23 protein-coding genes are annotated in these 20,256 nt (G+C 41.8%); 5 read left to right on the forward strand and 18 right to left on the reverse strand.

What is annotated here, in order from left to right:
* Positions 1–40: 40 nt before the first annotated feature.
* Positions 41–1,291, reverse strand: coding sequence for a dicarboxylate/amino acid:cation symporter (locus ACQKKO_RS17920; RefSeq protein ID WP_498649596.1), 1,251 nt, complete (start codon positions 1,289–1,291; stop codon positions 41–43).
* A gap of 234 nt (positions 1,292–1,525) precedes the next feature.
* On the opposite strand from ACQKKO_RS17920, the gene ACQKKO_RS17925 reads away from it, so the two are divergent.
* On the forward strand, positions 1,526–2,350 hold the full coding sequence (locus ACQKKO_RS17925; RefSeq protein WP_498649598.1) for a lipoate--protein ligase family protein: 825 nt from the start codon (positions 1,526–1,528) through the stop codon (positions 2,348–2,350).
* A gap of 43 nt (positions 2,351–2,393) precedes the next feature.
* Here the strand turns inward: ACQKKO_RS17925 and pta are convergent, their stop codons facing one another.
* Entirely contained in the window at positions 2,394–3,386 is a 993-nt protein-coding gene (gene pta, locus ACQKKO_RS17930; RefSeq protein ID WP_203087918.1) for a phosphate acetyltransferase, read from the reverse strand.
* Between the two features lie 284 nt (positions 3,387–3,670).
* On the opposite strand from pta, the gene hemQ reads away from it, so the two are divergent.
* Positions 3,671–4,420: a hydrogen peroxide-dependent heme synthase gene (gene hemQ / locus ACQKKO_RS17935; RefSeq protein ID WP_498649601.1), complete on the forward strand. Its 750-nt coding sequence runs from the start codon at positions 3,671–3,673 to the stop codon at positions 4,418–4,420.
* A 200-nt stretch (positions 4,421–4,620) separates the two neighbouring features.
* Here hemQ and yidC read toward each other — a convergent pair whose 3' ends face one another.
* From yidC to ACQKKO_RS17970, 7 genes are all read right to left on the reverse strand, one after another.
* Complete coding sequence (gene yidC / locus ACQKKO_RS17940; RefSeq protein WP_498649602.1) at positions 4,621–5,406, reverse strand: membrane protein insertase YidC; 786 nt, start codon at positions 5,404–5,406, stop codon at positions 4,621–4,623.
* A gap of 38 nt (positions 5,407–5,444) precedes the next feature.
* The gene (locus ACQKKO_RS17945; protein ID WP_498649604.1) at positions 5,445–5,714 is read right to left on the reverse strand and encodes a hypothetical protein; all 270 of its coding nucleotides are present in this window, start codon (positions 5,712–5,714) and stop codon (positions 5,445–5,447) included.
* An 84-nt stretch (positions 5,715–5,798) separates the two neighbouring features.
* Positions 5,799–7,052 carry an ABC transporter permease gene (locus tag ACQKKO_RS17950; protein ID WP_498649606.1) on the reverse strand — a complete coding sequence of 418 codons (1,254 nt, stop codon included), beginning with the start codon at positions 7,050–7,052 and terminating at the stop codon, positions 5,799–5,801.
* Positions 7,045–7,944: an ABC transporter ATP-binding protein gene (locus ACQKKO_RS17955; RefSeq protein WP_498649608.1), complete on the reverse strand. Its 900-nt coding sequence runs from the start codon at positions 7,942–7,944 to the stop codon at positions 7,045–7,047. The genes ACQKKO_RS17950 and ACQKKO_RS17955 overlap by 8 nt, the downstream gene beginning before the upstream one ends.
* The gene (locus tag ACQKKO_RS17960) at positions 7,941–8,819 is read right to left on the reverse strand and encodes an ATP-binding cassette domain-containing protein (RefSeq protein WP_498649610.1); all 879 of its coding nucleotides are present in this window, start codon (positions 8,817–8,819) and stop codon (positions 7,941–7,943) included. The genes ACQKKO_RS17955 and ACQKKO_RS17960 overlap by 4 nt, the downstream gene beginning before the upstream one ends.
* Positions 8,820–8,828: 9 nt before the next feature.
* A complete protein-coding gene (locus tag ACQKKO_RS17965) occupies positions 8,829–9,206 on the reverse strand; it encodes a GntR family transcriptional regulator (protein WP_498649612.1) in 378 nt (125 codons plus the stop codon).
* 21 nt (positions 9,207–9,227) lie between these two features.
* On the reverse strand, positions 9,228–9,971 hold the full coding sequence (locus ACQKKO_RS17970; protein WP_498649614.1) for a hypothetical protein: 744 nt from the start codon (positions 9,969–9,971) through the stop codon (positions 9,228–9,230).
* A gap of 171 nt (positions 9,972–10,142) precedes the next feature.
* On the opposite strand from ACQKKO_RS17970, the gene ACQKKO_RS17975 reads away from it, so the two are divergent.
* A complete protein-coding gene (locus ACQKKO_RS17975) occupies positions 10,143–10,574 on the forward strand; it encodes a cell wall hydrolase (RefSeq protein WP_498649616.1) in 432 nt (143 codons plus the stop codon).
* A gap of 20 nt (positions 10,575–10,594) precedes the next feature.
* Positions 10,595–11,068: a spore coat protein GerQ gene (gene gerQ / locus ACQKKO_RS17980; protein ID WP_343131667.1), complete on the forward strand. Its 474-nt coding sequence runs from the start codon at positions 10,595–10,597 to the stop codon at positions 11,066–11,068.
* A 54-nt stretch (positions 11,069–11,122) separates the two neighbouring features.
* Here gerQ and ACQKKO_RS17985 read toward each other — a convergent pair whose 3' ends face one another.
* Positions 11,123–11,497 (reverse strand): DUF423 domain-containing protein, encoded by a 375-nt coding sequence (locus tag ACQKKO_RS17985; RefSeq protein ID WP_498649618.1) that lies wholly within the window; start codon positions 11,495–11,497, stop codon positions 11,123–11,125.
* Between the two features lie 128 nt (positions 11,498–11,625).
* Between ACQKKO_RS17985 and ACQKKO_RS17990 the strand changes: the two genes are divergently transcribed.
* Complete coding sequence (locus ACQKKO_RS17990; protein ID WP_498649621.1) at positions 11,626–12,240, forward strand: GNAT family N-acetyltransferase; 615 nt, start codon at positions 11,626–11,628, stop codon at positions 12,238–12,240.
* Here ACQKKO_RS17990 and ACQKKO_RS17995 read toward each other — a convergent pair.
* The 8 genes from ACQKKO_RS17995 to ACQKKO_RS18030 form a co-directional block, all read right to left on the reverse strand.
* Positions 12,235–13,458, reverse strand: coding sequence for a PucR family transcriptional regulator (locus ACQKKO_RS17995; protein ID WP_498649623.1), 1,224 nt, complete (start codon positions 13,456–13,458; stop codon positions 12,235–12,237). The genes ACQKKO_RS17990 and ACQKKO_RS17995 overlap by 6 nt on opposite strands.
* 128 nt (positions 13,459–13,586) lie before the next feature.
* On the reverse strand, positions 13,587–15,047 hold the full coding sequence (putP, locus tag ACQKKO_RS18000) for a sodium/proline symporter PutP (RefSeq protein ID WP_498649625.1): 1,461 nt from the start codon (positions 15,045–15,047) through the stop codon (positions 13,587–13,589).
* Between the two features lie 84 nt (positions 15,048–15,131).
* Positions 15,132–16,682, reverse strand: coding sequence for an L-glutamate gamma-semialdehyde dehydrogenase (pruA, locus tag ACQKKO_RS18005; RefSeq protein ID WP_498649628.1), 1,551 nt, complete (start codon positions 16,680–16,682; stop codon positions 15,132–15,134).
* Positions 16,683–16,698: 16 nt separating this feature from the next.
* The gene (locus tag ACQKKO_RS18010) at positions 16,699–17,616 is read right to left on the reverse strand and encodes a proline dehydrogenase family protein (RefSeq protein ID WP_498649631.1); all 918 of its coding nucleotides are present in this window, start codon (positions 17,614–17,616) and stop codon (positions 16,699–16,701) included.
* Between the two features lie 264 nt (positions 17,617–17,880).
* The gene (locus ACQKKO_RS18015; RefSeq protein WP_498649633.1) at positions 17,881–18,165 is read right to left on the reverse strand and encodes a YwdI family protein; all 285 of its coding nucleotides are present in this window, start codon (positions 18,163–18,165) and stop codon (positions 17,881–17,883) included.
* A gap of 70 nt (positions 18,166–18,235) precedes the next feature.
* Complete coding sequence (locus tag ACQKKO_RS18020) at positions 18,236–18,481, reverse strand: MerR family transcriptional regulator (protein WP_440160100.1); 246 nt, start codon at positions 18,479–18,481, stop codon at positions 18,236–18,238.
* 27 nt (positions 18,482–18,508) lie between these two features.
* A complete protein-coding gene (locus ACQKKO_RS18025; protein ID WP_498649635.1) occupies positions 18,509–19,240 on the reverse strand; it encodes an exonuclease domain-containing protein in 732 nt (243 codons plus the stop codon).
* Positions 19,237–20,256 (reverse strand): DUF294 nucleotidyltransferase-like domain-containing protein, encoded by a 1,020-nt coding sequence (locus ACQKKO_RS18030; protein ID WP_498649637.1) that lies wholly within the window; start codon positions 20,254–20,256, stop codon positions 19,237–19,239. Before ACQKKO_RS18030 ends, ACQKKO_RS18025 begins: the two co-directional genes overlap by 4 nt.

Consider the following 20,256-nt stretch of genomic DNA (forward strand, 5'->3'; position numbering starts at 1 on the left):
CAAGACAACCTTAAAAGATTGTCTTGGTTTGTTAAATGAATTAAGACGTTGCTTGAAAATCAGACGGTTCTTCTTTAATATGTCCGCCTCGTTTTTCACTTTGGTCAACGATAACTGCACAAGCAGCGTCACCTGTAATGTTAACAGACGTACGAATCATATCTAGAATACGATCTACACCGATAACCAGAGCAATCCCTTCTGGTGGTAAACCAACAGACGATAAAACCATGGCAAGCATGATCATCCCTGCTCCAGGCACCCCTGCTGTACCGATACTTGCAAGCGTCGCTGTTAACACAACGGTTAGAAGATCAGGAACAGTTAAGGTTTGTGCATACACCTGTGCAATAAACACTGTGGCGATTGCTTGCATAATCGCGGTACCATCCATGTTAATTGTTGCTCCGAGTGGCTGAACAAAGCTTGATACTTGCTTAGATACACCCAGTTTTTGCTGAGCTGTTTTCATTGAAAGCGGTAATGTCCCTGTACTACTAGACAAGCTGAATGCCATCGCAATCGCAGGTATAAAGTTTTTAAAGAATTTAAATGGATTGACGCGTCCAAGTAAAGAAACACCTAATCCGTATGTTACGAATGTATGAATGAGTAGCGCACCCACTACACATAGCATATACATAGCCAATGACTTCATTGCAGCGAAACCAGCGCTTCCAAGTGCTGATGCAATGAGTGCTCCTGCGCCGTATGGAGCTAGCTTCATGATGACCGTTACGAGGAACATCATGATCTCGTTCCCTTGTTCTAACAACTTTTTAAATGTTGCTACTTTTTCGCCTAATATCCCGATAGCTACACCGACAAATAGAGCAAAAGCGATAATCTGAAGCATCTCACCTGATGCCATCGCGCTAATTGGGTTAGACGGGATAATATTCGTTATCGTCTCCATAATAGGTGGAGCTTCATTCACTGAATAGTCTTGTTCCCCAGATCCAAGTAGCCCTTCATCTCCAGGCTGCACAATCAGAGCGATTGAAAGACCAATTACTAAGGCGATTGCAGTAGAAATTAAGAAAAATGAGATCGTCTTCCCTCCGATTCTCCCTAACTTCTTTGGATCTCCCATCCCCGCTGCACCAAGTGCAATGGAGAAGAATACAAGTGGAATAACAATCATCATAATAAGGTTTAAGAACGTTGTCCCAACTGGACTAAAGAAATACATATCTACTGATTCAAATAATTCCGGTGCAAATGCATTAAATAAGATACCCGTTACAATACCTACCACAAGACCAATTAGAATTTTTACCGTTAAATTCATTCCTTTTCCCCCTTTTGGTTCAGAATTGTAAATTGAAACACCAATTTACAATTCCCTAATTTTATTAAACAGAAACTCTTTTTTTATTTTATTCAGTTTTTATAATACACATGCGGACAATTGTATCTTACAAATAAACGTTTATGCAATGTAAAATCCTGTATCATATGCAACATTCTTTTCATTGCACGGCATGATATACTAACTGTATCACCGATAGGTAAGGAGATTTCTATGGTTTTCGAACAGACTTTTAACCATGATTGGAGATTTTTTGATCATACTTCATTAAATCCCGATTATAACGCACTTCAATCTTTTGCATTTGATGATACTCTCTGCCAATCTGCAGGATCCATTGGTTCTTTTGCAATAAGGGCGTGGGTTCACCATAATACAGTTGTACTAGGTACACAAGATTCCAGACTTCCTTTTATACAGGATGGGCTAACTTATCTTGCTCCCACCTATCAGGCCATCGTAAGAAACTCAGGTGGTCTTGCTGTTATGTTAGACGCAGGAGTACTCAATTTGTCACTCATCTTTCAGGAAATGAAGGGCTGGTCGATCAATGCGGGGTATGACTTAATGGTTGAGCTTATTCGATCAATGTTCCCTGCATTTAGTGAAAAAATCGAGGCGCGTGAAATTGTTGGCTCCTATTGTCCGGGCAGCTATGATCTTAGTATAAACAATCAGAAGTTTGCAGGCATCTCGCAAAGGCGGACCCGAGGTGGTGTGGCCGTTCAAATTTACTTATGCGTAACAGGAAGTGGATCTGATCGAGCTGAGGTGATCAGACAGTTCTATAAAGAGGCATTAAAAGACGGAGAGGCCCGCTATGAGGTTCCAGAGATTCGTCCTAAGACAATGGCCTCTCTTGAGGAATTAACGGGAGAATCACTCACAGTGCCTCAAGTGCTTAACCTTGCCAAACAAGCGATGGAGCAACTTGGAGCAACGATTATCCCTTCTGAACCAAGTGAAGACGAACAGCGTGTATTTGAACAACAGCTCGAACGCGTGACACAGCGTCACGAGCGATGTCTCACTCCATAGAAAAAACGCAGCGATCAGATCGCTGCGTTTTTTTACATTCGTATTAAACCGTGACACGTTGGTTAATGGCTTGCATCGCTGTGATTAAGCTTAATTTAAAGACATCATCAGCGTCACATCCACGTGAAAGATCGTTCACTGGCTTGTTTAATCCTTGTAAAATTGGTCCAATGGCATCGTATCCACCAAGACGTTGAGCAATTTTGTAACCTAGGTTACCTGACTCAAGGCTCGGGAAGATGAATACATTTGCTTGTCCTTGAAGTGGTGAGTTCGGAGCTTTCTTTTGAGCGACAGCTGGAACAAACGCTGCATCAAATTGGAATTCTCCATCAATCACTAAATCAGGACGTGCTGCTTGAGCAATCTTTGTTGCTTCAGATACTTTTTGTGTCTCTTGTGAAGACGCAGATCCAAGTGTAGAGAAGCTAAGCATTGCTACTTTAGGATCAATATCAAACAATTTCGCTGTTTCAGCCGTTGCAATGGCAATCTCAGAAAGCTCCTCTGCATTAGGAGCAATGTTAATCGCGCAATCACCGAATACAAATTTCTGATCTTCTTTTACCATGACAAATACTCCAGACGTACGCTTGATACCTGGTTGTGTTTTGATGATTTGAAGAGCAGGACGTACCGTGTCACCCGTTGAATGAGCTGCACCACTTACAAGTCCTTCTGCTTTATCCATGTAGACAAGCATTGTTCCAAAGTAGTTCACATCAAGAAGGACCTTGCGTGCACTTTCTTCGGTTTCTTTTCCTTTGCGACGAGCAACAAATGCCTCTACCATCGCATCGAATTCTGCATAGTCTGCTGGGTTCTCTATTGTAATGTCAGAAGAAAGTTCAATTCCTTCTTTCGTTGCTACTTCTTTAATGGCTTCTGGCGCACCAATTAAAATTGGCTTTACTACACGCTCTTCTGTCAATCTGACAGCTGCCTTCAAAATACGTTCGTCCGTACCTTCTGGAAATACAATGGTTGGCTGATGTTGTTGGACCTGTTCTTTAATTTGAGTAAACAAATCGCTCATGCCAAACCCCCCTTTACTTTATTCATACCCGTTATACCCTTAGCATACCCCTGTTTCCTTTAAAAAGGAACAGGCATACACAAGATTGTCATTTTTGCAATTAAAAATAGCGAGTAAAGGAATACGCTTACAACCATGCGGTATTTGACGTACATCGCTTACAATTATTTTTTTCGAAACAGCGCCTTTTTATGTGCATCTCCTCTCAAAAGATGTATTCCCATTTGGAAATATGATAATGTAAAGAAGGATTCGTCAGTGATTGGACTTAGGAGGTAAGTGAAATGAACGAAGCAGCAAAAACTTTAGACGGTTGGTATGTTCTACATGATTTCCGAAGAATTGACTGGTCTTCATGGAAGCAGGTACCAAGCGAAGAACGTGAACAAATCATTAGTGAACTTCAAACACTCCTTTCTAATTGGGAAGAAGCGATCTCATCAGAAACAGGAACACATACGGTGTACTCCATCCTCGGTCAAAAAGCTGATCTGATGATTATGCTTATGCGTCCAACCATGAAAGAACTAAATGAACTTGAAAATGCCTTTAATAAAACAAGATTTGCTGAGTACACACTTCCGTCTTATTCATACGTGTCGGTTGTTGAGCTTAGTAACTACCTTGCTGGTGACAGCGATGAGGATCCATACCAAAATCCTCACGTGCGTTCAAGACTGTACCCTACATTAACAGATGCCCCTTACGTTTGCTTCTATCCAATGGATAAACGCCGAGACGGCAACGATAACTGGTACATGCTTGATATGGACGAGCGTCGCTCCCTTATGCGCAGTCACGGTATGATTGGCCGAGGTTATGCCGGAAAAGTAAAACAAATCATCTCAGGATCTGTCGGTTTTGACGATTGGGAATGGGGCGTTACACTATTTGCGGATGATGTCCTTCAATTTAAGAAGCTTGTCTATGAAATGCGCTTTGACGAAGTATCGGCGCGCTACGGAGAGTTTGGGTCATTCTACGTTGGATCGTTGCTTAAGAAAGAACAGCTTTCTAAGTATCTTTACGTTTGAGGATAGGAATAAGAAGGAAGCGAGCCGCAGGGCTCGCTTTTTTTGTGTGAGCTGGATTTGGGTGGGGTGCTTCTTTGCGCGAGATTGTGGGGGAGTGCGCAACCTCTCTCTTTTCTGCGCGACTTTGCGTGGCCCGCACGCGACCCCTAATTAACTCCGCACAAAAAAGACCACTGAGTTCGCCTCAGTGGTCTTCATACTTATTTCGTTTCTAACTCTGCCAGCTTCGCGTTCGGGCGAATGACTACAAAGTATGTTTGGATGATCATAAAGACGTTTCCGATTACCCAGTACAGGGAAAGGGCTGAAGGTAGGGTTACACCAGCAATGATGATCATAACAGGCATGACATAAAGTAAGATGTTCATCGGGTTTGGCATACCTTCAACAGTCGGCATTTGCTGCATTTGGCTCATCGACATTTTGAACTGGAAGAAGGTTGTGATTGCCGCAATCACCGGTAACACGTAGTCAGGTTGTCCCAGGTTAAACCAAAGGAACTCATGTGCTCTAATTTCTTCTGTACGAATAATCGCAAAGTAGAACGCCATGATAATTGGGAATTGCACAAGAATCGGCAGACATCCAGCTAGTGGGTTTACCCCATGCTTTTGATACAAGCCCATCATTTCTTTTTGAACTTCTTGTTGTGCTTTTGGATCTCCCTTTTTCTTTTTCATTCGTTCTTGAATTTCTTGCATCTCTGGACGTAGCAACTGCATTTTACGAGTACTCTTTTGTTGCTTTAATACAAGTGGCAGTAATACACAACGAATCAAAATCGTTGTTATGATGATGGATAGACCATAGTTGTTATTGAAAAATACGGCTACTGTTGTAATAAGCCAAGACATTGGATACACAAAAAAGTGGCTCCAAAACCCTTCTGTCTCAGCGGTTATTGGTGCTTGCTCCATTGGCGAACAAGCAGACAAAACAACCATTAATAAAACCATTGTTAACATGATAATATGTGACTTCTTCAAAATGAAAATTCCTCCTTGTTGGTTATACGCAATTGATATTAAGCTGCTACCACAAAGGATGGAGCTTCATCATCAGAGGCATATTGATCATAAATCGACGGTATCTTCGGACGATAGGTGACCGACATAGGACAAACAGGCGCATCTACTCTAGAGCTATAGATCGTCACGAGTCGTTCTTTCAGTTGGTTCGATCTAATTTTGTGATGATTAAAAGCAAGATTAATTCTAGCGAACGCTGCCAGCATGTATAATCCAATTAATAAAATCGCACCAATCATCATCATCTCTAAAAGTAATTCGATCACACCTGTTCACCTCCTACCCTTTACGCAATAGTCTCATCGTACCACACATGTCCTACGTTCTCAAAATGCTTTTTTGGCTTTTGCTTATTTTTTTGAAAGCGATAACGCAGCTTTAATTCCTTTGAATAATGAATTGCTGCCATACATGATGACGCCACCTTTATATACATTGGCTGCGAATAAGCTAAAGACGATGATTGAAGCTATCATGACTCCAAAGGAAAGAATCACTTCCCATAATGGGATAGCCAGTAATCCTAGTCGCAAGAACATAATGATTGGTGAGAAGAATGGAATCCAAGATGTAACCGTAACTAGCATAGATTCTGGATTATTTAACCCAAATACAGCAATAAAGAAGGCGATCATGACCATGTAAACAAGCGGTTGAATCAGTGTATTTACATCTTCTACACGACTTACTAAAGAGCCAAGCATAGCCGCCAAGCTACCGTACAAAAGGAACCCTAGAACTAAGAAAATTAGCGCATAAACAACTAAGTCAACTGGAAAACCTGATCCCAGTATTCCCGAAATATAGCTATCTTCGGTTGATCCTCTAATAAGTAGCCCTAAACCTACACCAACTAATAGAACAACGAGTTGTATTAAAGCGGTTAGTCCAATTCCAACTATTTTCCCGAACATTTGTACGATTGGGTGGACACTTGAAACAAGGATTTCCATAACACGTGACGACTTCTCTGTCGCCACTTCTGTAGCTATCATCGATCCATAGATAATAACTGCGAAGTAGATGACAAATAATAGTATATATACGATCGTCTGTGCTTGTGACGTTTCTTCCTCTGTCCGATCTGGATTGAGAGAAGCCTCTGCAGATTCTGTATCAAAAGAGATTGGAGCATAAATCGCAGCTAATTCTGCTTCATCTAGACCGAGCTCAAGCGTTTCAACGGATTCTTTTACACGCTGTACCGTTGTTTCCACTTCGCTTGCCACACTTGATGACACATCATCGGCATATAGTAAGGCCGATAGTTGCCCGGACTCATCCGTATTTAAGCTTAGTACGTAATCTGATTCTGTTACTTCAAGAACCTCACTTGGCTCTCCTTGTTGAGCAGATTCATTTGTCGCTTCGTACGATTCTAAAGTAGATAGTTCTTGAGTCACAATTTCTGCAAGTTCATCTTGATCACCAATAACCGCAATCGACTCTACTCCATCACTATCTCCAGAAAAAGCTTCAAAAATTCGATCAACATTCAAGAAACCTGCAATAACCAGAATCGTAATTAAGGTCGTAATCATAAATGCTTTTGTTTTTAGTCGGTTCGTAAACGTATGCATGGTGACTGTCCAAAAATTATTCATATGAGGTCCCTACCTTCTCGACGAATATGTCGTGTAAGCTTGGTTCTTCTACTTCAAAGCGTTCAACAAACCCTTTTTGTGTGATTTGCTGAAATAATGATTTTGCCGCTTCCATCCCATCCACTTGGACGCGTGCTCCATTTGGGAAGGCTTCAAATTTCGTCACACCTGGTTGTTCCTGCAAGAAATCCAGCGAATAATCGGCGCGAATCAAAACATTTTTCTTCCCAAAATCTTGTTTGATCTCTTTCAGCTTTCCATGAACAACCGGCTCTCCTTTGTGCATGATACAAAGGTGCTCACATAGCTCCTCCACATGCTCCATCCGGTGGCTTGAAAAGATGATGGTTGAGCCTGCGTTTTTTAATTCGATGACCGCTTTTTTCAGAAGGTCGACATTTAAAGGATCCAATCCACTGAATGGCTCATCTAAAATAACCAGCTCCGGCTTATGCAGGATCGCCGCAATGAATTGAATTTTTTGCTGGTTTCCTTTTGAAAGCTCTTCAATCTTTTTGTTTTCATATTCAGGCACCTTAAAGGTCTCTAGCCACTGTTTGGTCGCTTTTAAGATTTCCGGCTTTTTCATTCCTTTTAAACGTCCTAGGTAAAGGAGCTGTTCTTTTACTGTTAGCTTCGGATAAAGGCCACGTTCTTCAGGCAAATATCCAACTAAGCTTGTGCGGCTATAATCAATTTTCTTACCATCCCATGTAATCGTTCCATCTGATGGATCAAGAAGACCAAGAATCATACGGAACGTTGTTGTTTTTCCCGCTCCATTTGCACCGAGCATCCCGAAAATTTCTCCTTTAGGTACATGAATCGAAATGTCTCTCACCGCTTGATGTTGACCGAACTGCTTTGACACGTGATCAATAGATAAAGTCATGCGCTCACTCCTTCATTTCCTTCTAGTTTTACCCTTAAAATCTCAGTGATAGTAAGAGCTTGAATCTGCTGAATCTCATAGCGCGCTGCCGTTAACGCTTCTTCTGTTACAAAACGATCTTCTGTTAGAAGCATCGACGTGTTTCCTGTGGTTTGCACTCGCTTCACCCCTGGAATGCTTGAAAGCTCTGGAGCGTGTTCAATCCAAATGTACGCATATTGTTCACTAAGTGAATCCTTTTCAAAAGGTCCCTCAAGCTCACCTTTCTTTAGTATGTGAATATAGTCTGCCATTTCACCAATCTCACTTGGCGTATGAGTAGAAAATAAAATGGTCCGCTCCTCATCCGCTTCCAAGTAGGAAATCCATTCTCTCTTTAACTGCTCCTGCCCGCTAATGTCTACACCAGCAAGGGGTTCGTCCATGACTAGTAGCTTTGATGGCCTGGATAACGCTAACGCTGTCATCGCTTTTTTTCGCATCCCGACAGAGAGTTTATCGAGCTTTTTCTTTAAGGGGAGGTCGAATTCGTGAACTAGCCGATTGAAGAGAGCGTGATCCCACCCTGTGTAGGCAATCTGTTCTAAATCCGCTAAATCCTTTAAAGAAAAAAAGGAATGAGCCTGCATTTCCTGAGGCATATAGGATAGCTTTTGCTTCCACTCTTCCTTACTCGAATTCTCACCAAACCGCTCGATGCTCCCTGAATCTAGATGAATATAACCTGAAATCAAGTGAAGCAGTGTGGTTTTACCAGAGCCATTATCACCAACTAGAGCATGAATGCATCCCGCATCCAGTGACATCACTTCAACATTTATGATGGACTGTTGATCAATGCTTTTCTTTACGTGATTCATTGTTAATGGTTTCATGTGGCACCCCTATTCTTTTAAAAGATTTGTAAATAATGTAACAAGTTCTTTGTCTGAGTAGTTATGCTGTCTACCTGTTTGAATCGCTTGCTTCAACCCTTTTGCCACCGTTTCCTCTTTCGCCGTTTGTTTCGCACCCGTATCTACTTCTGCAACAAAGGTCCCTTTTCCTTGCAAGGTTCGAATCAGTCCCTTCTCTTCAAGATTATGATAGGCACGTTTTGTTGTAATGACGCTACAGGCTAAATCCTTAGATAGCGCTCGGATCGACGGAAGGCTTGCTCCCTGCTCTAAGTGCCCGGAAACAATTAATGCCTTTAACTGTTCTTCAATCTGATAATAAATCGGTGAACGACTCGATTCATCTAAATGAATGGGGAGCTTCATCTAGTGACCTCCCTTCTAAATCTATACATGATAATCAACCTTTTTCATGTAATGGTTCATGTAGTGATACACAAAAATAACGGTACTCACTGCAAGTGCAATTGCGATGAACATCGTTGAAATCGTATGTTCACTAGAGAAATAAAGGATCCAGCCAAACACACCATTTCCGCTAAACCTTACTAGAGCAGTGAGTGCTACTATAAGAACACCATAGAAAATGACGTTAAATGTAACTAAATACTTTCTGGTATATGTGGACCCAGGTTCGGACATTGTCATAAACATTCCTATTGACGCTGTTACCATGTTCCAAATAATGATCCAGTATAGTAATTGTTCTAAAGGAATGATTACTCTTAATTCTGTAGACACGAAATAGATGATGATCATATGAATCGTGCTTATGAGAAAGGACATTAGTAAAAATAAACTGATCCTCGATTTCACAATGGCTTTTTCACTAAGGGGGAGCGTTCGTAACACAACCATGAATGGGGCTGAATATAAACCTCCCTTTAATGATTGGAGCTTAAATGACTTGGATCTTAAGTACATTACAACCGATATAGAATAGCCAAAAAAGATTGCGTCTAAAGCAATATTAACTGCACGCTCTCCTTCCAGAAAAACACTCGAGAACATAATTTCCGAGAAAAATAAGATTGCTATTATGGTAAACAATAGAAAATTCAAGATGTGCTTAGGTTTGATTTTTTTCAACTCAAACATCATCAACTTCCATACCTGCTGCCTCTCCGACATAACCATCCTCCTAATATTTAGTGTTATAGTGTGTATATCTTTATATACACTATAACAGTGTGTATATAAACTGTGCAAGGGTCTTTTTTATTTTTTTGAACCATTCATATTTTCTTCCTCTCATTCATACAGTTAGAGGGATGTTGATTTAAAGTCATACGGAGGTGTGAGATGGCTGTTATTAAGGCATCTTCAAGTGATATTGATGTGTTGGCTCGTCTGATGAGAGCAGAGGCTGAAGGTGAAGGCGAACAAGGAATGTTGATGGCAGGGAATGTGATGGTGAACCGGGCACGAGTGAGCTGCTCCGATTTCGGAAACGTCAATACGATTCCACAGGTTGCTTTTCAGTCACCTGGTGGCTTTGAGGCTGTTCAGAAAGGTTACTTCTACCAACGAGCCAGAGAACGCGACAAACGATTGGCAAAACGCTTAATTAATGGGGAACGGTTTTATCCGGCTGATAATGCGTTATGGTTTTTTAAGCCTGCGGGTGATTGTCCAGCCACATGGTATGGTCAGGTGAATTCGGGAAGGTATAAGTCTCACTGCTTTTACATTCCTACTCAGGCTGAATGCGCTGAGGTCTTTTCCACTTTTTAAATACTTAAGGAGGCATGTGTATGTATCAACAACCTTGGAATTACCAGAATGGCTATTATGATCAGGGGTATTATCGTCAACAGCCACAACAGGGTCAGCAAGGCCAACAGGGTCCAGAACCGTATTTCTCAGCGCAGAACTACCAAACACCAGGCTTTGCACAACAAGCTCAAGCAGGTGCCACGCCAGCAGAGGGCGGTGCATCGCTTCCAATTGAACAGTCGTTTATTGAGAATATCCTTCGATTAAATCGCGGAAAAAATGTCGTTGTTCATCAGACATTCGAGAACAATGATGAGTGGAATGCACGCGTATTCCGCGGGCGTTTAGAAGAAGCTGGGCGAGATCATATTATTGTTAGTAACCCAGAAACCGGCGAGAGCTACCTTCTTCTTATGGTTAACTTAGATTGGGTGACGTTTGATGAACCCATTACGTACTCGTATCCCTTTGGGCAACAGAGCTCTGACATCGGAACGTATTCTCCTCGGTAACACACAAAAATAGCGAACGTTCCATCAATGTGGAAGGTTCGCTATTTTTATTTGTTATAGAGAGCGTACGGCAAACGTACCAATTAAAATCCAACCTACGATAAAGGCAACACCTCCAATTGGTGTGATCGCTCCAAGCTTTGTCATCCCTGTAAGTGCCATTGCATAAAGGCTACCTGAGAAAAAGATAATTCCAATTAAAAATGCCCAACCGGCTCCAGTTAATAATGCAGAAGAGGTCATCTTCATGCCAATTAAGGCAACGGCGATGATCCCCAGGCCGTGGATCATGTGATATTGAACACCTGTCTGGTAGTTTTTTAGCATTCGTTCTGAAATTCTTGGCTCAAGTCCATGGGCACCAAACGCTCCAATCCCAACGCCAAGCGCCATTACAATGCTTCCTATTAGTAAAAATAACTTAACCATCTCTAATCGTCCTCTCTTGTCTTTCCTTAAAGATTACCATACCTTTTATTAAAAGAATTTCATTCCATCAAACTGTCATTGAATCCTCATTTCTATTAGTATAAAGGAATGGAGGTGTTTGCACGCATATGAAACATGTACTTATACGACCTTATACAGCTGCTGATTACGCGGCGTTATTAACTATTCAAAAAGAAGCCTTCCCTCCTCCATTTCCAGAAGAGCTCTGGTGGCAGAAGGATCAGATTAAAAGCCATGAAGATACCTTTCAAAAATCAGGACTGCTTGCAGAGGTAGACGGAGTTCCCGCTGGATCGGCTACTTCGCTTATCATCACCTTTGACGGCGAACCCCATACGTGGGAAGAGGTATCTGATTCCGGCTACATACGTGAGAGTCACGATCCTGACGGAGACTCCTTATATGGCATTGACTTATGTGTAAGACCAACTATGCGCGGAAAAGGTGTAGCTCAGGCACTTTACGAGGCACGGAAGCAAACCGTTCGCGAACTTGGCCTTAAACGATTTATTGCGGCGTGTCGCATCCCTGGTTTCCATCAATGTTCCCACGAACTTTCGGTTGAAGAATATGTTCAAGCCGTTGTTTTAGGTGAACGCACCGATCTAGTACTCACGTTTATGTTAAAGCAAGGGTTACGTCCCGTCTCCATTCTACCAAACTATGTAGAAGATGCAGAGTCGCATCACTATGCGGTATTAGTTGAGTGGTTGCCCTCATAAGCTTTGGTCTCTGCGTCTTTTTTTCATAACCATAATATCGATTAAGAGCTGGCAGTTCAGATTAAACTGATCAAATCGAATGGCAGTCAGCTCTTGAATTTGCTTTAAGCGATACGATAATGTATTTGGATGAATAAATAACTGTTCCGAGGTCGCCTTGACCCGACAGTTATTGAATAAATAGAGTTCGATCGTTTTAATAAATTCAGTTTGACTGGTTGAGTCTTTATGTTCAAGAACCACCAGATCAGGATTTTGATAGTTGGATTCCTCCTGGGCACCAGCTAACACTTCAATATATCGAAGCATTCCTAGCTGTGAGAATTCACGACGGTCCACTTGCTGCTCCCCCAGCAGATCTGCTACCTTCGTCACTTGTAGGGCTTCGTCATATCCTCTTGCTAATTCACTTATATTTAAACAGGCCCTGCTAATCCCCATCCACATATTCGAATACGTATCGTCTGACATTTCTTGTTTTAGCGCATTTAACATACTGATGATCGTAAATGGTGTTGGCTGCTCTCCCGTTAAAATAATCACATGTCCGTTGAAGCTTAAAACGTAGCTGTTTGGCAACGCGAGTTTTCTAAGGGCCTCCACTCTTTTTGAGAGCGGCGCGCCTTCTTCTTGAACAAAAACGGTCACAACCTGAAGTCGTGTATATGGAATCCCTTCTTTATACGCCCGTTCCTGTAACGTTCGTTTGGAGGTGACTCTTCCACTTAAGGCTGCTTGATAGACATCATCCACTGATTTACTTTTAGAGAGCTTGATCACCTGATTCTCGTGCATCGTTTTTGCGAGATGACTGACGGCTGCTTCAAAAAAAGTAAGCTCCAATTCAGTTAACGGGTTTTGATATTCTTGGAGCCAAATGTACCCTTGAATTTCATGTTGGTAACGTATGGTTTTAACAATTCTCGTATTCAAACCTATCTCTTCAATTGGTCCAACTGTGAAACGATCCTCGCTCTCCTGAAGCTTTTCAATAATTCCTCTTTCAAGAAACGTATCATAGATATGCTGCGGACACTTTTTTGAGAAAATCGTTTGTTGGTTTGCGAGATCAAATTGATGAATATGATAGGAATGATAGGCAGCTAATGAAAAGTCAGAGCTTTCAAGAACGATGGGTCGTTTTAATTCTTTACTCGTAAAATCAATAATCTCGCTCATTTCAGTTAATGATTCAAGCTGATTTAGAGACTTGTCCATCCCACGATCCCCCTACACCACGTTTTCCTTCATCATACTTTGAATGATTCGTGTTGTATAGAGATTGATAACAAGGGATCCGTATACAAAAAAGGCAAATGACCGATTCGATCATTTGCCTCTTATGACTAAGATAATTCTTTCACTTTGTTAAACTGGTCCACAACTTGTTTAGATGGTGGTGCAGTGATTAAACTGATTGCATATACCATAATAGTACTCACTGCAAAACCAGGAATTAACTCATATAATACCTCGGAAGCACCAAGGGCCGACCAAAGTACAACCGTAACGGCACCTGAAATGATCCCCGCAACAGCTCCCGATGTGTTCATCCTTGACCAGAACAAACTTAGTAACACAACTGGACCAAAGGATGCTCCAAAGCCAGCCCACGCATAGCTGACCATATCAAGTATGCTTCCAGGTTGAACCCAGGCAATCCCAAGAGCGATACCAGTAACAGCTAGAACAGATAACCGTCCTACTAACACAAGCTCACGTTCAGATGCCGCTCGTCTGAAGAATGTCTTATACAAATCGTCCGTAAGCGAGCTCGAGGTCACGAGTAATTGAGATGAAATGGTACTCATCACAGCCGCTAACAATGCCGCTAATATAAACCCTGTGATGATTGGATGGAACAGAATGGTACCCAATTGAATAAAAATTGTTTCAGGATCCGAGATATTCATCCCTTGTTGACTATAATATGAAAATCCAATAAGTCCTGTTAAAACCGCACCTACTAACGAAATGATCATCCAACTCATCCCAATGTGTCTTGCTTTCTTCGCACCCTTTGAAGAGGTTAAAGCCATAAAGCGAACAATAATATGCGGCTGACCAAAATACCCCAATCCCCATCCAAGAAATGAGATAATGCCCACTGCACTCATGCCCGTAAATACATTCAACATACTGGGATCAATTGCACGAACTTCACTTACCACTTCATTTGGCCCTCCAATTGTAATCAGAGTCACAATCGGCACCAAAATTAATGCCGTCATCATGATTAAGCCTTGAACAACGTCTGTCCAGCTAACAGCTAAAAATCCTCCAACAAGTGTATAAATAAGCGTCACACCGACTAAGACGATGACACCGGTCGTGTAGCTATATCCTAAAATCTCATTGAATAACACCCCGCCGGCTACCATACCTGATGCAACATAGGAAGTAAAAAAGATTAAAATAATTAAGCTTGAAAAAATCCGAAGTTTTCTTGATTTATCCTCGAATCGGTTCTCGAAATACCCTGGAATCGTAATCGAATTATTAGCAACTTCCGTAAAGGTGCGCAATCTCGGCGCGACATACAGCCAATTTATATAAGCACCCAACGCGAGTCCGATCGCAATCCATGATGCACGAAAGCCTTCATCAAAAATGGCTCCAGGTAACCCCATTAAGAGCCAGCCGCTCATATCTGATGCGCCTGCACTAAGCGCGGCAACACCAGGCGTTAAACCTCTTCCTCCAAGCATGTAATCTGAGTGTGAGGATGTACGCTTGTAAGCATAATATCCAATAAATATCATCGCCAACATATACACTACGATTGAACTGATTAAATATGAGTTCACAAAACCCCTCCCCTTCAATATATGAAACTAGTATAACAAAGAAACGAGGCAGATAGAAATCCGCCTCGAATGTTGTCGAAAACCTTAATATGTTTCACTCACTGTTTTAGCGTTCATGTGCAACGTTAGATAATCTGGTCCGCCTGCCTTAGAATCCGTTCCAGACATCTTGAAGCCCCCAAACGGATGATATCCAACAATGGCACCTGTGCAGTTACGGTTAAAGTACAGATTTCCTACATGGAATTCCTGCTTTGCACGCTCAATATGCGCACGGTTATTTGTAATGACCGCACCTGTTAAGCCGTATTCTGTATTATTTGCTACCTGTAGTGCCTCATCAAAGCTTGCAACCTTTGAAAACGCTAGAACGGGACCAAAAATCTCTTCTTGCATAATTTTAGCTTCCGCATCTACATCTGCAAAAATCGTTGGCTGGATAAAGAAGCCTTTTGAATCATTACCCGTTCCTCCACTTACAAGACGGCCTTCTTCTTTTCCAATCTCAATATAACCCATAATTTTTTCAAAAGAAGCCGCATCAATAACCGGTCCCATGTACGTAGAGTGACTTTCCGGGTTACCTGTAGTCTGTTTTTCTGTGATTTCAACAACACGCTCAACCACCGCATCATATACATCCTCATGCACAACCGCTCTTGAACCAGCTGAACACTTCTGGCCAGCAAAACCAAACGCAGACGTGAAGATTGACTGTGCAGCAAGCTCCACATCCCCGTCTTTATCCACGATAATGGTATCCTTTCCACCCATCTCTGCAATCACTTGCTTTAAGTGCTGCTGTCCAGGCTGCACCACGGCTGCACGTTCAAAAATACGTGTGCCGACTTCACGAGATCCTGTAAATGTGATGATGCTTGTTTTCGGATGATCAACAAGCGTATCACCTACCTCAGATCCACTTCCAGGTACAAAGTTAATAACACCTTTTGGTACGCCTGCTTCTTCTAACACTTCAACAAAACGAGCCGCAATGATTGGTGTCGCACTTGCCGGCTTTAAGACAACTGTGTTTCCAGAAACAAGTGGAGCAACTGTAATTCCCGCCATGATGGCAAATAGGAAGTTCCAAGGTGGAATAGACACCGTCACACCCGTTGGCGTATAGATGTACTGGTTGTATTCGCCTTCGCGACTGTTAATCGGTTTACCATTTGCAAGCTCAATCATTTGTCTTGCATAATACTCTAGAAAATCGATCGCCTCCGCTGTATCGGCATCGGCCTCTTTCCACGGCTTACCTGCTTCTTTTACAAGCAATGCTGAGAACTCATGTTTTTTGCGACGGATACTCGCTGCTGCACGGAACAAAATATTGGCACGTTCCTCGGCTTTTGTATATCTCCACGTTTCAAATGCTGTAGCCGCTGCCTCTATCGCTTTCTCTGCTAACTCCTTTGTTGCCTTTGATACACTGCCGATCACTTCATCCTTTTTCGCTGGATTGTATGAAACGATCTTCGCATCTGTCGTAATACGCTCACCATTAATAATAAGTGGGTACTCTTTCCCCAGCCATTCATTATTAACTGTTTTAAGAGCTTTTTTAAAAGCCTCTTGATTTTCTTTCTGATTGAAATCTGTAAATGGTTCGTGTCTATAAGGTGTTGTCATGTAATCGTCTCCTTACTTATTTTTTCGTTAATCCTCTTAATGCAAAGCTGATATTAGACGGTTTTTCTGCAAGTCGTCTCATGAAATACCCATACCAGTCATCACCATAAGGCATGTAAATCCTTACATTGTATCCTTCATCTCTAAGCTCTTGTTGAGTCTTGGTTCGCATGCCATATAACATTTGAAATTCAAACTGATCCTTTGGTATACCTTGACTCCGAACATATTCCTTTGTGAAATCCACTATATGATCGTCATGCGTGGCGACTGCCGTGTAATGTCCACTTGTTAGCTGCCTTTTGATTAATTGTTTAAAGTGCTCGCGTATTGCTTCTTTTTCCGTATGGGCCACTTGAGCAGATTCCTTATATGCTCCCTTTACCAAGCGAATAAAAGGCGAGAGATCATCTAACCGTGCTAGATCTTCCTCTGATCGGTACAGGTAAGCTTGAATCACTGTTCCTACAAGATCGTATTGCTCTTTTAATTCACGGAACAATTCAAGCGTGGCCTCGCATCTTGATTCGTTTTCCATATCAATCGTAACTAAAACCTGATGCTTGGTAGCCATCTCTAAAATCCTGTGCATGTTCTCACGAGCTAGGTCCTGACTAATATCTAGTCCAAGTGACGTGAGCTTAACCGATATCTGTGTTTGAATGTCGTTCGCCGCAATGGTTTGGATCGTACGAATACATTCCTGCGTACGTTCACGCGCAACGGCCTCATCCATGACGAATTCACCTAAATGATCAACGGTAACCTCTATGCCTTTTTTGTTTAACTGCTCAATGTGCGGAAGACACGACTCAAAATCAATTCCACCAATGATATTACCGGTGGCAAGGGATTTCCCCCATCTCTTGGCCATAAAATTCAATCCGCGATTTTTAGATAAAAACAGGAAAAAATCTCTGCTCAAAGCGTCCATCAGCGAACACCTCATCCTTCTCCGTTACTGCTTTCATTGTATAAGAAAACGCTATAACGTAACAATATTCGCACAATACAACGTTTTCATGAGTATTTTGTGGTTTAGCCACAAACATTCTATTTTATGAGAGATTGCCTGACAAGATATGTTGAAAAAGACTGAGATAGAAGCGTCAGTTCGAGAAAATAAAAGACTAATGATTCTCATACAGAAAATCATTAGCCTTCAGAAGATCTTGATTTAGTTACCCTCTCTATTTGTTTAAAAATCAAAAAGACTGCCTGGTTTTTGTTCAGTTGTTGGAGAGGGGGATGCAGGTTGAATCGGTGTTACAGGCTGTGTGGGAATAGACTGGGACTCTCTTTGAGGAGAAGGTGCCTTTACTGCTTGATAGGTGTTTGGTTGATCTTTTAATAATTGGCAATAGCCTTCAATGACGGATGTATATTCACGAACAGCTTGTTGGTCATCTTGCTTGACTGCCGTCCGAAGCAATGCCAGCTGTTCTTCCATTTTTTCGATCACTCGTTTGGCTGAAATGTTCATGCGTCTCACCTCTTTCCTTGTAAGTGTAGCACAAAAAAAGGACTGCCCATAGAATTGGACAATCCATCATTCAACCGTCTGAAGACATGATCGCTTTGATTCCTGCGATGTTAATTCCCTTTTGAATATAAGCCTTTACCGTATTCAATCGCTCAATATCAAATAATGAAAACATTCGCTGGTTTCCTTCGTTACGATCCGGCTTTACAAGCCCTTGTTCCTCATAGTATCGAATTTGCCGTGCGGATAAATCAGTCATCTCCATCACAACTCGAATGGGGAAGCACGCTTGTCTAGGCGGGATGTCATGATTCACAACCCTTTCCTCCTCTATCTATATGCTTTATTTGCTCTTAGCCAGATGAACATAGACATCTCGCAAAGAGGTAAATCCCATCTCATTTGCTTTTAAGACATTTTCACGCCAAAGTTTGGCTGCAAGCACAGCATCTGACATCGCATGGTGACGATTTGTTGCCTCAATTTGATAAAACGCACAGCATTCATCAAGCGTAACCAATTCTTCATTGGGTGCGACCACACGAGTTAAAAAGGAAGTATCAACGAGTCGATGCTGAAACGTCAGTCGTAGCGTCTGCCAGGTTGCATGAGACATAAACCGCTTCTCATGGCTCGCATGATGGGCAACAAGAGTGGCATCCCCTACAAATTGATAAAAAGACATCAACACATCAGCAAGTGCAGGTGAAGCTTCTAACTCACCCATCGTTAATCCAGTTAAAGCAAGGATCTCGTCAGACGGTTGTTTTTTTGGTTGGATTGTCGAATAAAAGGTAGACTCCTCTATAATTGTAGAGCCCTTCATTTTGATCGCACCTATAGATAAAATACTATCGCCTACATCTGGATTAAATCCGCTTGTTTCAAGGTCAAACACGACAAATGGCAGGTTCATGAGTGGGTTGTCTAATACATCATGTTGTTTTAACTGTCGTTGAATTTCGCGAACATGAGCCAATTGATTCGCTGCTGATTGCTGCTGAGAAGACGTGTAGATGCCAGGACTTAATTTAGTCGATAGCTGCTTCACAAGCTGAATCATATTATTCATCATAATGAATGACTACTCCCTACTATTTTTTCAACCATATGATAGAGCTCTCGTCCTTCTTTAATCCATTCTTTAAGCTGCTTTTTATCATGTGTATCAAGTTGATTCACGTTGACATGATGGATATCGTCGTAGGACTGGATCGGTGATTGCCAAGCAATTCGTTTTTCTAAAAGCCTGCGATACGATGCCTGATAGTTTTGAATGTCGGAATGCTGATCTGGTAATTCTTCAAATCGTTTTAACGTTTGAGGTGATGTAATCTCTTCTTGAATGGCAAGAAGTCGTAATCCATTTACATAAGGGAATAACGCTAGTTGCTTTAAATCAAACGTACCCTTATGATCTCCTTCGGTTTCGGTGAGCAATTGACCGAATAACCCGATTCCATTACGCATACGCCCTGTATTATTTTTAAAGCGTTGAAGCAGCTGTTTATTTTGTGTGACTTCATTAAAAATGGATTCCTTTAATTCACTTAGAAAATGTTCAGGGCCAAGTATGGCTCTTCCATCAAAAAACGTTAACACATACCGCATATGCTCCCATGTATCTTCCCTTAACCACCCTAATAGCTGTTGCCGGAAGTCTTCTCTTGATTTGCACCATTTAAGATTTGAAGCCATCACATTTCCATCACAGCGCTCATAACCAACACATTCTAACGCTTCCACGATTTCTTCCCCAAGACTTAAAAAATACGATTGATTTTCTTTCTTGTTTGCCGCGTCCTCTTGCTCAAAGATAATGGCATGATCTTGATCACTCCATTGAAGCTGCTCTGCTCGACCCGCACTTCCCATTACAAAGAAAGTAAAGCGAGCAGGAACCTTGCCCCGCTCACTTTCTGTTTTTTCAATGGCCACTTGAATCGTCTCTCGCATTAACTTTTCATGGAGCCCATGAAGATTCTCTACTGTCAGATCCAGTTGTTCCATATCTGCAAGCCGATTGCGATACAATTCGTCTAACCGGCGTTGCCATTTATTATAATCGTCATGAATTGGTTGCCCAGTCAT

Origin of the sequence: Alkalihalobacillus sp. NPDC127517 (assembly GCF_050276055.1) — a bacterium.
In the GTDB taxonomy this organism is placed as follows: Bacteria; Bacillota; Bacilli; order Bacillales; family Bacillaceae_D; genus Alkalicoccobacillus.

What these genes read in the sequence shown, in the direction of transcription:
- gerQ (WP_343131667.1), top strand. Translation starts at nt 10,595, where the DNA reads ATGTATCAACAACCTTGGAATTACCAGAATGGCTATTATGATCAGGGG.
- ACQKKO_RS17970 (WP_498649614.1), bottom strand. Translation starts at nt 9,971, where the DNA reads ATGTCGGAGAGGCAGCAGGTATGGAAGTTGATGATGTTTGAGTTGAAA.
- ACQKKO_RS17965 (WP_498649612.1), bottom strand. Translation starts at nt 9,206, where the DNA reads ATGAAGCTCCCCATTCATTTAGATGAATCGAGTCGTTCACCGATTTAT.
- ACQKKO_RS17950 (WP_498649606.1), bottom strand. Translation starts at nt 7,052, where the DNA reads ATGAATAATTTTTGGACAGTCACCATGCATACGTTTACGAACCGACTA.
- ACQKKO_RS17920 (WP_498649596.1), bottom strand. Translation starts at nt 1,291, where the DNA reads ATGAATTTAACGGTAAAAATTCTAATTGGTCTTGTGGTAGGTATTGTA.
- pta (WP_203087918.1), bottom strand. Translation starts at nt 3,386, where the DNA reads ATGAGCGATTTGTTTACTCAAATTAAAGAACAGGTCCAACAACATCAG.
- hemQ (WP_498649601.1), top strand. Translation starts at nt 3,671, where the DNA reads ATGAACGAAGCAGCAAAAACTTTAGACGGTTGGTATGTTCTACATGAT.
- ACQKKO_RS17960 (WP_498649610.1), bottom strand. Translation starts at nt 8,819, where the DNA reads ATGAAACCATTAACAATGAATCACGTAAAGAAAAGCATTGATCAACAG.
- ACQKKO_RS17990 (WP_498649621.1), top strand. Translation starts at nt 11,626, where the DNA reads ATGAAACATGTACTTATACGACCTTATACAGCTGCTGATTACGCGGCG.
- ACQKKO_RS17985 (WP_498649618.1), bottom strand. Translation starts at nt 11,497, where the DNA reads ATGGTTAAGTTATTTTTACTAATAGGAAGCATTGTAATGGCGCTTGGC.
- ACQKKO_RS17995 (WP_498649623.1), bottom strand. Translation starts at nt 13,458, where the DNA reads ATGGACAAGTCTCTAAATCAGCTTGAATCATTAACTGAAATGAGCGAG.
- ACQKKO_RS18015 (WP_498649633.1), bottom strand. Translation starts at nt 18,165, where the DNA reads ATGAACATTTCAGCCAAACGAGTGATCGAAAAAATGGAAGAACAGCTG.
- ACQKKO_RS18030 (WP_498649637.1), bottom strand. Translation starts at nt 20,256, where the DNA reads ATGACTGGGCAACCAATTCATGACGATTATAATAAATGGCAACGCCGG.
- ACQKKO_RS17925 (WP_498649598.1), top strand. Translation starts at nt 1,526, where the DNA reads ATGGTTTTCGAACAGACTTTTAACCATGATTGGAGATTTTTTGATCAT.
- ACQKKO_RS18025 (WP_498649635.1), bottom strand. Translation starts at nt 19,240, where the DNA reads ATGATGAATAATATGATTCAGCTTGTGAAGCAGCTATCGACTAAATTA.
- ACQKKO_RS18010 (WP_498649631.1), bottom strand. Translation starts at nt 17,616, where the DNA reads ATGGACGCTTTGAGCAGAGATTTTTTCCTGTTTTTATCTAAAAATCGC.
- ACQKKO_RS17955 (WP_498649608.1), bottom strand. Translation starts at nt 7,944, where the DNA reads ATGACTTTATCTATTGATCACGTGTCAAAGCAGTTCGGTCAACATCAA.
- pruA (WP_498649628.1), bottom strand. Translation starts at nt 16,682, where the DNA reads ATGACAACACCTTATAGACACGAACCATTTACAGATTTCAATCAGAAA.
- ACQKKO_RS17975 (WP_498649616.1), top strand. Translation starts at nt 10,143, where the DNA reads ATGGCTGTTATTAAGGCATCTTCAAGTGATATTGATGTGTTGGCTCGT.